Source organism: Mediterraneibacter hominis (assembly GCF_014287475.1).
Taxonomy (GTDB): Bacteria; Bacillota; Clostridia; order Lachnospirales; family Lachnospiraceae; genus Mediterraneibacter; species Mediterraneibacter hominis.
The window spans coordinates 750,289-763,073 of the sequence record NZ_JACOPF010000001.1; the positions used below are offsets into that span (position 1 = coordinate 750,289).

At 43.1% G+C, this 12,785-nt stretch carries 17 protein-coding genes; 3 read left to right on the forward strand and 14 right to left on the reverse strand.

Annotated features, from left to right (window positions below):
- Nucleotides 1-11: 11 nt before the first annotated feature.
- The 14 genes from H8S37_RS03525 to spoIIIAA all read right to left on the reverse strand — a co-directional run bounded on the left by H8S37_RS03525 (nt 12) and on the right by spoIIIAA (nt 10,052).
- The gene (locus H8S37_RS03525) at nt 12-908 is read right to left on the reverse strand and encodes a polyprenyl synthetase family protein (protein WP_186874649.1); all 897 of its coding nucleotides are present in this window, start codon (nt 906-908) and stop codon (nt 12-14) included.
- Complete coding sequence (xseB, locus tag H8S37_RS03530; protein WP_186874650.1) at nt 898-1,113, reverse strand: exodeoxyribonuclease VII small subunit; 216 nt, start codon at nt 1,111-1,113, stop codon at nt 898-900. Before xseB ends, H8S37_RS03525 begins: the two co-directional genes overlap by 11 nt.
- Nucleotides 1,114-1,141: 28 nt before the next feature.
- Complete coding sequence (gene xseA / locus H8S37_RS03535) at nt 1,142-2,347, reverse strand: exodeoxyribonuclease VII large subunit (RefSeq protein WP_186874651.1); 1,206 nt, start codon at nt 2,345-2,347, stop codon at nt 1,142-1,144.
- Between the two features lie 14 nt (nt 2,348-2,361).
- On the reverse strand, nt 2,362-2,760 hold the full coding sequence (nusB, locus tag H8S37_RS03540; protein ID WP_186874652.1) for a transcription antitermination factor NusB: 399 nt from the start codon (nt 2,758-2,760) through the stop codon (nt 2,362-2,364).
- Between the two features lie 94 nt (nt 2,761-2,854).
- Complete coding sequence (locus H8S37_RS03545; RefSeq protein ID WP_186874653.1) at nt 2,855-3,238, reverse strand: Asp23/Gls24 family envelope stress response protein; 384 nt, start codon at nt 3,236-3,238, stop codon at nt 2,855-2,857.
- 107 nt (nt 3,239-3,345) lie between these two features.
- On the reverse strand, nt 3,346-4,938 hold the full coding sequence (locus H8S37_RS03550) for a peptide chain release factor 3 (RefSeq protein ID WP_186874654.1): 1,593 nt from the start codon (nt 4,936-4,938) through the stop codon (nt 3,346-3,348).
- Between the two features lie 144 nt (nt 4,939-5,082).
- Nucleotides 5,083-5,694, reverse strand: a complete 612-nt coding sequence (locus H8S37_RS03555; protein ID WP_186874655.1) for a SpoIIIAH-like family protein — start codon at nt 5,692-5,694, stop codon at nt 5,083-5,085.
- Nucleotides 5,695-5,705: 11 nt separating this feature from the next.
- Nucleotides 5,706-6,302 (reverse strand): stage III sporulation protein AG, encoded by a 597-nt coding sequence (locus H8S37_RS03560; protein WP_186874656.1) that lies wholly within the window; start codon nt 6,300-6,302, stop codon nt 5,706-5,708.
- On the reverse strand, nt 6,292-6,648 hold the full coding sequence (locus tag H8S37_RS03565; RefSeq protein WP_186874657.1) for a stage III sporulation protein AF: 357 nt from the start codon (nt 6,646-6,648) through the stop codon (nt 6,292-6,294). The genes H8S37_RS03560 and H8S37_RS03565 overlap by 11 nt, the downstream gene beginning before the upstream one ends.
- A gap of 38 nt (nt 6,649-6,686) precedes the next feature.
- Nucleotides 6,687-7,904, reverse strand: a complete 1,218-nt coding sequence (locus H8S37_RS03570; RefSeq protein WP_186874658.1) for a stage III sporulation protein AE — start codon at nt 7,902-7,904, stop codon at nt 6,687-6,689.
- The gene (locus tag H8S37_RS03575; RefSeq protein WP_186874659.1) at nt 7,901-8,287 is read right to left on the reverse strand and encodes a SpoIIIAC/SpoIIIAD family protein; all 387 of its coding nucleotides are present in this window, start codon (nt 8,285-8,287) and stop codon (nt 7,901-7,903) included. The genes H8S37_RS03570 and H8S37_RS03575 overlap by 4 nt, the downstream gene beginning before the upstream one ends.
- A 24-nt stretch (nt 8,288-8,311) precedes the next feature.
- The gene (gene spoIIIAC, locus H8S37_RS03580; protein ID WP_178057698.1) at nt 8,312-8,506 is read right to left on the reverse strand and encodes a stage III sporulation protein AC; all 195 of its coding nucleotides are present in this window, start codon (nt 8,504-8,506) and stop codon (nt 8,312-8,314) included.
- Nucleotides 8,507-8,604: 98 nt separating this feature from the next.
- On the reverse strand, nt 8,605-9,123 hold the full coding sequence (locus tag H8S37_RS03585) for a stage III sporulation protein AB (RefSeq protein ID WP_186874660.1): 519 nt from the start codon (nt 9,121-9,123) through the stop codon (nt 8,605-8,607).
- Nucleotides 9,096-10,052: a stage III sporulation protein AA gene (gene spoIIIAA / locus H8S37_RS03590; RefSeq protein WP_186874661.1), complete on the reverse strand. Its 957-nt coding sequence runs from the start codon at nt 10,050-10,052 to the stop codon at nt 9,096-9,098. Before spoIIIAA ends, H8S37_RS03585 begins: the two co-directional genes overlap by 28 nt.
- A gap of 209 nt (nt 10,053-10,261) precedes the next feature.
- Here spoIIIAA and H8S37_RS03595 point away from each other — a divergent pair, with 209 nt between their 5' ends.
- From H8S37_RS03595 to H8S37_RS03605, 3 genes are all read left to right on the forward strand, one after another.
- Nucleotides 10,262-10,927, forward strand: coding sequence for a response regulator transcription factor (locus H8S37_RS03595; protein ID WP_186874662.1), 666 nt, complete (start codon nt 10,262-10,264; stop codon nt 10,925-10,927).
- Between the two features lie 84 nt (nt 10,928-11,011).
- Entirely contained in the window at nt 11,012-11,926 is a 915-nt protein-coding gene (locus H8S37_RS03600; RefSeq protein WP_186874663.1) for an ATP-binding cassette domain-containing protein, read from the forward strand.
- Nucleotides 11,919-12,746 (forward strand): ABC transporter permease subunit, encoded by an 828-nt coding sequence (locus H8S37_RS03605; RefSeq protein ID WP_186874664.1) that lies wholly within the window; start codon nt 11,919-11,921, stop codon nt 12,744-12,746. The genes H8S37_RS03600 and H8S37_RS03605 overlap by 8 nt, the downstream gene beginning before the upstream one ends.
- The last annotated feature ends 39 nt before the right edge of the window (nt 12,747-12,785 follow it).

Here is a 12,785-nt window from a genome sequence, read left to right on the forward strand (position 1 = left end):
GGAATCCCTCCCTATTTTTTTCTATAGACCAGAGATTTCAACAGCTGCTCTAAAAATGCAGAAGAATCCTCTGTGTCAATCTCTTTTAATAGTTCAATTGCCTGTCTGGTCAGAACCTCCACCGTTCTTTTTGCTTCTTCTAGTCCATGCAGCGTCACATACGTAGTTTTCTCATTTTTCTCATCACTGTGAAGCGGTTTTCCCAATTCCTCCATCGTACCAGTCACATCTAAAATGTCATCCTGTATCTGAAATGCAACTCCTATCTTTCCGGCTATCTGCTCTGTCTTTTTTATACTTTCCTCCCCTGCCTCTGCCAGAACAGCTCCGATCATCATCGACGCCTCGAGCAGTGCGCCTGTCTTTAGCCGGTAAATAAAACGAAGGGTTTCTTCCGGCACTGCATGTCCAGACTCCTTCACATCTACCACCTGACCGCCGATCATTCCATAGATTCCGGCTTTTCCTGCCAGAATCTGCAATGCCCTCCCAAGCCTTTTGCTGCCTGTGGATTCCAAATCAAATGCACGGCACGCCGTCTCAAACGCATAATTTAAAAGTGCGTCTCCCGCGAGAATCCCCATATCCTCCCCATAGACAATATGGGTTGTCTTTCTTCCTCTGCGATATGCATCGTTATCCATTGCCGGAAGGTCGTCATGGACAAGAGAGTACGTATGAATCATTTCTATTGCCGCCATAAATGGCTCGATCAGTTTTTCTCTTCCTCCAAACAGATGATATGTCTCCAGCATCAGCATGGGGCGCAGGCGTTTTCCTCCTGCCATAAGGCTGTACTCCATCGCTTCCATAATGACAGCCTGTTCTCCTTCTTTCTCTGGCAGATACTGTTTTAAAATCTGCTCAATCTGCTCTGCCTTCCTTTGGATTTCTTCTTTAAAATTCATGCGCTTCTCCATCCTCATCCAGAATCATTACTTTTTTCTCAACCTCGTCGATTGTCTCGCTGCATTTTTTCAAAAGCTTCATTCCTTGATCATAAAGCTGGAAGGATTCTTCTAATGTCACATTCTCTCCCTCCAAATCTGTAATAACGCTCTCAAGCCTTTCAAATAAATCTTCCAGATTTTCACGCTTTTCTTTCTCTGCCATAGCCTTGCTCCTTCTTTCGTCTTAAAGACTATTTATGCTTCCTCTTAATCTCACAAACCTTCGCTTTTATAACTCCGTCGGTCATATACAAATTCAGTATCTCCTCTTTTTCCACCTGCAAAACGGATTTTATATTTTCTTTTCTGTTATTTTCAATATAAGAATATCCCTGGCTCAATTTGATAAGGGGGGATAAGCCCTTCATTTTTTCGATATAAATGGCAAGCCGGTGCTTGTCTGCCTTTAACTTTTCTTCAAAAAGCGTGTGTATCCGGCTCTCCAGTTCTGATGCATACTGCCTGTCACTGCGTAATTTCTGCCTGGGATGACACATTTTAAGCTTTAAAGCTGTCTGTTTTACCTTTGCGCGTTCCTGCTCTATCTTCTGCACCATCTGTCTTCGTATTCTGGCTCTTCTTTCGCCGCACGCAGCCTTCACATCCCGGTAGTCATACACTGCGAGCTCTGCCGCCGCAGAAGGGGTCGGCGCTCTCATATCCGCGACAAAATCTATGATCGTCGTGTCTGTTTCATGTCCCACTGCTGAAATAACCGGAACAGGACATTCAAATACGGCGCGGGCTACTGCTTCTTCGTTAAACGCCCACAGATCCTCTATGCTGCCGCCCCCTCTCCCGACAATCATAACATCCACCTCTTTTTTCTCAAGCATCCGGATTCCGCGGACAATACTTTCCGCCGCCCCCTCCCCTTGTACCTGTGCGGGATACAGTAAAAGCTGTACATATGGATTTCTTCTGGAAGCAATATGAATAATATCCCTTATCGCCGCCCCGGTAGATGCCGTCACAATTCCCACCGTATGCACGTACTTAGGAATCGGCTGCTTATATTCCGGTGCAAACATCCCCATCTCTTGAAGCTCTTTTTTCAATGCTTCAAACCTCTCATGCAAAAGCCCCGCGCCATCTGGCAGAATCTCTTTTGCATAGAGCTGATATTTGCCGTCTCTTTCATATACGCTGACACTTCCTAAAACTACAACCTGCTGTCCGTCCTGCATACGAAAAGAAAGTCCTGACCGTGAACCTGCGAACATGACACAGGCTATCAATCCGGACTCATCTTTCAGCGAAAAATAAATATGGCCTGAAGTATGGTATTTACAATTGGATACCTCTCCTTTTACATAGATGCGGTTTAGCATAAAGTCCTGCGCAAACATATTTTTGATATATGCATTGACCTGCTTCACCGTATAAACATTGTGCATAAAATGCCTCCCGTTTATTCTGCCAATTTTGCAAGGACGCCGTTTACAAAGGACGGTCCATCCTCTCCGCTAAATCGCTTTGCCAGCTCTACCGCCTCATTGATTGCAACAGATGTGGGGATGTCATCATCCCACAAAATCTCATAGACAGCAAGGCGCAGAATCGTCAAATCTACTTTGTTCATGCGGCTTGTTTTCCAGCCCTTCGTCTTCTCGTTCAAAATCCGGTCAATCTCCGGCACTCTCCCTACAACCGCCTCATACTTTTTCTGTATGTACTCTCTGTCTTTTTCTTTTGCATCCGGAAGACTGTCAAAATACAGGATTACATGTTCCGGCATATCTTCTGGTTTATTAAATTCAATCTGGAACAACATTTTAAAAATATGCTCCCGAAGTTTTGTTCTTACCATATTCGCTCCTCCTAAGGATTTTTCCTTATTAAAAAAGGATGTCCTGCGACATCCTTTATTATACTACATGCATACGCTCTTTGGCAATAAAAGGTTACTCCTGGGATTCCATTTCCACTCCCGCCACTTTAATATTTACATCTGCAACCTCCAGGCCTGTCATATTTTCCACTGCATTTTTTACCTTCTCTTGGACTTTGCCGGACACATCCATTATACTGTAATTATATTTCAGATTCAGGGCGAGGGATACCGTCACAACACCTTCTAACACATCTACCTTCACACCTTTTGACAGATTCTTCATTCCCAGTCTGCTGATCAATTCATTCGTGATATTTCCTGCCATAGACGCAACGCCTTCCACTTCTGTAGCGGCCAGAGCGGCAATAATCGCAACCACCTCGTCTGCAATCTTTACCTCTCCCATGCTTGCATCATTTTGTATTGTATACGTATTTCTTTCGTCCCTTGCCATCGTAAAAAACCTCCTGTTTCGTTTCCACTCTTTTATATCTAAGCTCTTTTTGTTTTCTTCTCTTTTCTTATTATAACAAATATCCCTCTGTTTGCAAAGAGAAATCATCAGGAGCGCCCGAATTCGGATAATATCAGCCCTTCGTTTCTCTCCTGTGTCATACGGATGCTCCACTCATGCACAAACAAAAGCAGCGGCCGGCCCTTTAAGTCTTTGATTTTCTTCATGTCTGACGTCCCCGTCAGTCTGCTTATGTCTATCTCCTCGTTTTCCACCCACCGGATATATTCGTAAGGAAGTGTTTCTAAGCGGATCTCTACATTGTATTCATTCTTCAGCCGGTATTTCAATACATCAAACTGTAGAACGCCGACCACACCGACGATGATTTCCTCCATACCTGTATTAAATTCCTGGAAGATCTGTATAGCTCCCTCCTGTGCAATCTGGTTGATCCCTTTGACGAACTGTTTTCTCTTCATCGTATCTTCCTGTCGTACACGCGCGAAATGTTCCGGTGCAAAGGTCGGAATCCCTTCATAGGCGAACTTCTTTTTGGACGTGGTAAGCGTATCTCCGATAGAAAAAATACCCGGGTCAAAGATACCGATAATGTCTCCTCCGCATGCCTTTTCGATTATCTTTCTCTCACTTGCCATCATTTGCTGCGGCTGAGAAAGACGCACTTCTTTTTTCCCCTGTATGTGGTATACCGACATGCCGGCATGAAATTCTCCGGAACAGATCCGCATAAACGCGATCCGATCTCGGTGCGCTTTATTCATATTTGCCTGTATTTTAAACACAAATGCAGAAAAATCCGGTTCCGTCATCGGATCGATTTCCCCCTGATCCGACATTCTGGGAAGCGGGGAGGTTGTCATTTTCAAGAAATGCTTTAAAAAGGTCTCCACGCCGAAATTGGTAAGTGCAGAACCAAAAAATACAGGAGAAAGCTCCCCTTTATTTACTAATTCCTGTTCAAATTCCGCCGACGCGCCATCTAAAAGTTCAATTTCTTCCAGCAGAGTCGTCTTTGCTTCCTCTCCTATCAGCCAGTCCAACTCTGGATTATTTGCCTCTACTGTCTTAACTTCCCCTGTTGTCGTCCCTTTATGCGTATCTGAAAATAATTCGACCTCTTTCTTTTGTCTGTCGTATACTCCCTTAAACGCCTTGCCTGAACCAATCGGCCAATTTACGGGGCAGGTTGCGATCCCCAGCTCTTTTTCAATATCATCGAGCAAATCAAACGTATCCTTTGCCTCTCTGTCCATTTTATTGATAAATGTAAAAATTGGAATGTGTCTCATAACACATACCTTGAACAGCTTCCTCGTCTGTGCCTCTACCCCTTTGGACGCGTCAATCACCATCACGGCAGAATCCGCCGCCATTAGCGTACGGTACGTATCTTCAGAAAAATCCTGATGTCCCGGCGTATCCAGGATGTTGATGCAAAATCCTCCATAATTAAACTGCAGTACAGAGGACGTCACTGAAATTCCTCTTTCTTTTTCTATCTCCATCCAGTCCGACACCGCATGTCTTGCAGTTGCTTTTCCCTTGACAGAGCCGGCTAAGTTGATCGCCCCTCCATATAAAAGAAATTTTTCTGTAAGTGTCGTTTTTCCCGCATCTGGGTGAGAAATAATCGCAAACGTCCTTCTTTTTTTTATCTCATTCGTTATTTCCGACATAGCTTTTTATTCTCCTGTTGATAAAATTCTACAACACCGGTATACATGGCTTAAGCTTCCTTTTTACCATGTATGCCGGCACTGCCCTCCATCTGGACATACGAATCTAGTTTAGCATATGTAGAAAAAGACTGCAAGGTCAAGTCATTCATGTATCGGTGTGATTACAATATTTTCAGGGGCAATATCTGTCTTTCTCGTCACAATGTCCTCAATCTGCGCCCTGTTTGCGTCCGTTAATTCTTCAGAGTTTACTACAATATCTGCCGAATCCGCAGTCAGGCTTACAACAGCCTCCGTGAAGCCTTTCGAGGCCATCAGGGTTTCAATCGCCACTTCCTGCTCCGAGATCTCTGTGAGAGCGACCATCTGCGCAACGGCATCCTGTTTCTCTGCATCACTTAGGTCAACATTGTCAATGATTGCCTGCAGCGTCTCTTTGTTCTGTGCTCTTACCTGTTCTCTTGATACTTTTGCCTGCGCTACTGTTGTATCTGCACCTCCGCTTGTCAGCACAGCTTCTCCCGGCGTCCCTTCTACATCCGAATCATTGCTTTGAATATCCTCGGAACCTGTCTCAATATCCTCCTGGGAAATATCAAGCAACTCCTGATTTGCCAAATCTGCATTTGCTTCTGTCGTACTTTTTTCTTCTCCTCCAAACAGCTTGCCTGAATAATTCAGATATCCGGCAATCGCAATCATTACCGCCAGCGTTGTGATAATAATTTGGTTTTTCTTAAATAAACGTTTCATGGAATCCTCCTTTATGATGTACTGTGACGTTTCATTATTTTAATCTTATGCGCCTCTACGCCGAATAATGCCTGAACCGCCTCAGTTATATTCTGTACTACTATCGCATTATCTCCTCCGTCTGCTATCACGATCACCCCTTCCACTTCCGGAGTCAGCTCTTTACTCACATAGGGAGACTGGCTGCCGTCAGAGCTCTGTTCATACACACTCGTTCTGTCAGAGGAACTATCCTGGGTACTGCGCGTACCTCCTTCACTGTCCTCCTCCTCTGTCGTCTGACTAGTTGACTGCTGATCCTTTTCAATCACTTTTTGAGCAGAGGACTTCAGTGTAATCATTACAGATACTTTCCCCACTCCTTCTACCTCCTCGAGCGCCTGTGCTGTCCTTGTTTCCAAATATTCCTGATATTGAGACATTTGTGCATCTTCTGTCTGCGTTTTTTTCTCTGTCTGCCTTGTTTGTTCCTCTTTCTTTTCAGGTACTGGAAAGGCAATGACAAGAAGCAGTACGCCTATCAGAAATACAATAAGTATCTGGTTCTTTTTGGGGAGCTTTTCATTTTTTCTGATTTTGGACAGCCATTCTTTTAATTTATTCTCCAATGTCAATCTCCTCCACCTCTATCCGGTTGCCATTTTCTTCCCCCGTATTTTCCTGATATTGTTCCGGCACAAAATCCATAATATCCAAATCCTCAAAATATTCCGTTTTACGCTGGATTTCCTGTTTTTCCATCTCATATTCCTTGCTATGGTAAAGCTCTGTAAACGTGTCCATCATACCTGACAGCTTCAAAATCGGCGAAAATAAAAACAGTACTAAAACCAATCCGGAAAAAAATTGAATATATTTCTTGTATTCTTTTCCTGGTATCGCCTGCAATACCGCAGCGACAATAATCAAATATGCTGCAATATTCATCATCCACTCATATAACTGTGTCAGCATCTGCCCCTCCTTTATATGCAGCAATACAAGTTCAAAAATCAAGTGGTAGAAACTGCCACAACCGCAATCGTCAGAAGAAACAAAATCCCTGTAGAAAAAATCACTTTTACAATCAATTCGTATCCCTCACTAACACTTCCAATACATCCGGTAATCCGTTTGTCTGATACTGGCTGTACCAGCGCTGCCGCCAGTTTATACATAAATGCCATCACAAGCATTTGAAGAAGAGGAACCACACAAATTCCGACTGCAATCACAGTTCCTGCCATTCCAATTCCATTCTTTATCAATACTGTAGTTCCCAGCAGCACGTCTGTCACCCCGCCGATAGCATTACCGATGCCAGGCAGTGCCTTCGCAGTTTTGGTAAGCGCTCCCCTTTTCAAGGAATCAATTGCCGGCGCCAGGAGTCCTTGTACCACATTAATTCCAATTATACATGCCAGCAGCGTTTTTAATATCCAAGCCACAAGCTTTTGTAAAAGTCCTGCAAACTGGGATAAAAAGTCCTCCCCTGTCAATTTGCTTAGAACCTGTATCATAATATAGATATTAATAAGAGGAAGAATAAATCCAAGAATCAGTATTTCCACTACATATATCAAAAGTAAAATGACATTATAAAAAAATAAGGAGGTTACACTGCCTGAGGCAAGCGCCACCGCAAGAAAATAGCTTGGACACAATACTCTCATAAAATCAACGAGAAGTGAGAGCTTCTCCTCCACCCCATCCATTGCAATCCGAAAGGAACTTAAACATAAGGCGATTAAAAGCATATATAGTACATAAAAGCTGATTTCCGATACCTGTCTGTTCTGGAATGCATTGGAAAAATTCGTAAAGACAGCCGCTATCAGTGCAATCAGCAGTATATATACCAGATTCTGCCGGTTATATCGAAATTCATAAGACAACTGATCTGCCAGGAAATGAAGAAATAGTTCTCCTATCGCCTCTATATCTCCAGATAATAAAGGCATAAGTACATCCTCAAATTTTAACTTCTGCGTGGGAAACATCTGTCTTAAGCTGTCGTCTACCTCTGAAAAATCAAATTCTTCTACCAGCGCTTCCTCCACTTCTTTTTGTATCTGTGCTTCTTCCTCCTCTGTCAGTTCTTCCCCCTGCTCCTCCTCTTTTTGCTCTTCCTTGGCATAGCCTGTCACTGAATGGAGATTCCATACCCCGCCTAAAAACAGAAAAAAGAGCAGTACGAAAAGCAGTCCTCTAAATGGATATACATATTTCATGCCAAAAACTCCTGAATGGTTTCTAACAGAGCCAGTAAAACCGGCATACCCAGTGCTAAGATTGTCAGTTTGCAAAAGATTTCTATCTGCACTGCGATTGTCTGATACCCTGCGTCCTTACATATACTGGAAGAAAACTCAGCGATATAAGTAATTCCTATCATTTTTAACATAGTGGAGATATAGCCTGTGTCTACTTTAATAAAATGGCTTAACTGCTCCACTGTCCGGATAAATATCTCCAGACGGTCTACAATACAGGAAAATAAAAGGATACTCACACCCACGCCCATATAAATCCCGTATTCTGTTTTCCCACCCTTAAACTGGATCGCAAGCAGCGTTCCAATCACTCCGATAATCCCTATTTGCAATACACTCATATTCTTACCTCTTCTTTGAAACGCTTACAGGGAAAACAACTGCTTAATAGACAAAAACAAATCATAAATGTAGGGAAGAACCCATGACAGAACTAAAATCAATCCTGCAAAGCTTGTCAGGAAAGCCTGTTCTTCTCTCCCACTGTGTTTTAATACCTGGCTTAAAATAGATACCAGGATTCCCACTGCTGCAATTTTAAATATCAGATTTATCGTCATGGCTTCCTCCTGCTTTCTCCTTGTTTTAGCTTCATGCGACAAAAGAGACTTCTTTCACAGAAATTTTCTCTAATGACAACCGGACAGGCTTTCTATAATCAAAGCAGCACCACTACCAGGAAGATCCCTCCCATTACTCCCAGCCAACTGCTGATTCTTCTTTTTGAAGCCATCCCTTCCCGTACCTTCTCAATTTCTAATTCCAAACGGTTTAAATACATCTGCATGGTGTGCCGGAAGCTTTCCTTGTCCAATTGCCCTAAAAACGTCCCCAGTTCCTTTAGCTGAATCGAATGTGTGCTTTTTAAGTGCAGTTCACATAAGTATTTATCTATAGAACGGTTCCATATCTTTGCAAATCCCTGTTCCCTTCTTTCTTCTACTTCTTGCACCATTGCTTTTAACCAGGTGCGATAGGGCTCTTTTACGCGCATGCTTATCTTTCCGAATACTTCACTTAGTGGTGCGTTTGTATATTCCATCTCTCCTTGAATCAAATAAATAACATGCCGGATATAAAGCAGCTTTTCTAAATAATTTTTCAGTTCTGCCGCGTACAGAAGGCCTCCGCATGTAGTGGCTGTAATAATTAAAAGGCTTCCCAGCACTCTTTGCACAGCATACTCCCCCGTTCGTCATAGATTCCTTGAATTTCTCCAGGTTTTTCCTCGTTTTGCAGTACTACATACCGTTCAAATCTCTTCCGCCGTATCAATTCCCCTAAAATCGGTTTCTTTTTTGCTTCCTCCATCGATGTGCTGTGTACAGAGGCAATCATTTTACAGCCGCACTGCATAGCATATTCGATCGCATGAATATCCTCCTGCGTACCGATCTCATCCACTGCGATCACCTGCGGCGCCATGGAGCGAATCAACATAATCATCCCCTCTGCCTTGGGACAGCAGTCCAGCACATCCGTCCGGCTCCCCAAATGGTTCTGTGCCACTCCAAGATAACACCCTCCCAATTCTGAACGTTCGTCTACAACCCCTACGGTACATCCTTTTACATATGTATTCCCATCTGAAATCTGCCTGACTAAATCACGAATCAGTGTCGTCTTTCCACATCTTGGCGGAGAAATAATCAATGTATGGCATACCTGCCTGTTTTTCGTGATATAGGGAAGAATTTTCTCAGAACATCCCAGAATTTCATGCGACATTCTGATATTGATCGATGAAATATATTGTATATTCTTTACTTTTCCTTGTTCTACAATTACTTTTCCTGTCACGCCTGCCCGATGTCCTCCTTCTATTGTCAAAAATCCCTGTTTTAATTCATTCTCATATGCATACAGAGAGTAATGGCTGATATATTCCATTGTCTCCCTGACCTCCTCCTTTGTTACAATACATTTTTCCTTTTTCGTTACCGGCAGAGTCTTCTCTTCATTTCTATATATCATGCGCAAGGGCTGTCCGATTCGAAGCCGGATTTCCTGAAGATAAGTAAAATCCAGCCTTTCATCCTCCAGTACTTTCCTGACTGACTTTGCCAGAACCTGTAAAATCTGTGATTTTCTTTTCTCTGCATCCATCTTGTCCACCTCTTTAAACAATATATGAGGGGATGTCTAAATTATGACTATAAAATAAAAGGAATAGCGTCGGTGTACAAGGGACAATACGGTCAATGAAGGACAAACTTGAAACGTGTTGCCCCTTGTACACCGACGCTACCCGTTGCTTTTTTATTTTTTACTCGTTACAATAAGGTACGAATACTTTTATACCGGAGGTGAATTGCTTGAAAACTATTTTGATTGTAGACGATGATGTATCGATTGGAAATATGCTGGAGGAAGTACTTTCCCGCGAGGGATACAGTGTTGCCCGCGCCTATTCCGGCACAGAGGCGTTTCTTTATTTAAAAAACCAAACACCGGATTTGATTTTACTGGATTTAATGCTTCCAGGATTGAACGGGGAGGAGCTCCTTCCGCAGATAAAGAATCTGCCTGTGATTATCGTCAGTGCCAAGGCAGATGTCTGTGGAAAGGTAGAACTCCTTCGCGGCGGCGCCGCCGATTATATTACAAAGCCCTTTGATACCCAGGAATTACTCGCCAGGATCGAAGTGCAGATGAGAACGAAAGTATCTGCCTGTTCTTCCGTTCTGCGTTTTGACGGTATACAGATGGATCTTCTTTCTCACTGTGTCTCTGTAAACGGTATTCCCATTCATCTGACAAAAACGGAATACGCAATCCTAAAGCTTTTATTACAAAATCCATCTCAAGTCATAACAAAATCTGTCATGCTTGAAGAGATCAGCGCGGATACTCCCGACTGCGTAGAGACTTCCTTGAAGGTTCATATCAGTAATCTGCGCAGAAAGCTGAAAGAGGATTCGGACAGGGATTATATCGAATCTGTATGGGGAATCGGGTTTAAACTAAGAGAAGATTCTTAACTGTTTCTTTACCTTTTCCTTTACCGGTTTCTTAACCCGCATACGTTAGAATAACTGTATAATCAACAAGGAGGTTACACATCTATGGAGTATATTCTGACAGCAGACGCACTTTCCAAGCATTACGGCAATTTTAAAGCACTGGATAGGTTTACCATGCATATTCCCAAAGGATCTATCTATGGATTTGTCGGAAAAAATGGAGCTGGAAAGACAACCTTTATCCGTCTTATCTGCGGTCTGCAAAAACCGACGAAGGGAACCTACACATTATACGGGACAAAAAACACCCATAAAAATATCGGTATGTGCCGGCGCAGAATGGGTGCTGTCGTCGAGACCCCTTCTATCTATCTCGATATGACAGCAGAGGAAAACCTAAAAGAGCAATATCGTATTTTAGGGCTTCCTTCCTTTGCCGACATCCCAGAGCTTCTCTGTCTCGTCGGACTAAACGACACAGGAAAAAAGAAAGCTAAAAACTTTTCCCTGGGCATGCGCCAGAGACTTGGCATTGCTGTAGCGCTGGCGGGAAGTCCTGATTTTCTTGTTCTGGATGAACCCGTCAATGGATTAGATCCACAGGGCATCATTGAAATGCGGGAACTCATTCTAAAACTTAACCGCGAAAAGCAAATTACCGTATTGATATCCAGCCATATCCTGGATGAGCTGTCCCGTCTCGCTACCTGTTATGGCTTTATAGACAACGGACGCATGATAAAAGAAATCGGCGCAAAGGAGTTAGAGGCTGCATGCCGTAAATGTATCCGTATACAGGTATCTGCTATAAAGCCTCTTACTCTGACACTAGACAGCATGGGAATTGACTATCATATTCTGTCAGATACAATGGCAGATGTTTTCGCGAAAATAAATATTTCTCAGCTTGCACTCGCACTCTCTAAACAGGACTGCGATATTCTCTCTGTCACAGAACGGGAGGAAACACTGGAAAGCTATTATGTCAATCTGATTGGAGGTGCACGCAATGAATAAACTGTTTGCCGCGAATTTTTCCCGTTTAAAAAAAGACAAACCCTTCTGGATATGTAATCTTTTCATGATCGCCTTTTCTATTTTCCTACAGATTACTTATTGCAGAAGCATAGAAGATTTTACATTTGTCTTAGATGAGATGGTTTTTACCTACTGTACCTTTGTCGGCATTTTACTTGCTGCCTTTGTCAGCCTTTTTATCGGTACAGAATACAGTGACGGCACTATCCGGAACAAAATGATTATCGGGCATACCCGAACGGCCATCTATCTTACGAATCTTTTTACCTGCTGCTTCGCCGGACTTGTCATGTGCTTTAGCTTTATTCTTCCTACATTGATAATCGGTATCCCGCTGTTTGGATTTTTTTCGGCAGATTTACGTTCTATCCTGCTTCTTCTCTTCTTAAGTTTTGCTATGACCTTTGCCTTTGTCTCTCTTTTGACACTGGTTTCCATGCTCAGGCAAAACCGCGCCATAGCATCCGTCATCAATATACTGGGAGTCTTTATCCTCCTGTTTTTCGCGGCCTATATCAATGCACGCCTGCAGGAGCCAAAGACTTATGATTCTTATATATATGAAACGGATTCCGGACAGATTGCAGAGGAGGCAGAAGAACCCAATCCCTACTACTTAACCGGCGGCAAGCGTAAAATGTATCAGTTTCTTTTTGACGCGCTTCCAACCGGACAGGCTATCCAGCTCACGCAGATGCAGCCCCATGATCCAGTCGTATCCGCCCTTTCCTCGGCAGGTATCTGTCTTATCGCCTCTGGAGTTGGAATTGTAGTCTTTAAACGAAAGGATATTAAATAATAAAATGAGGAAACAAGGAAACGTATAGAAAGGAGCTTT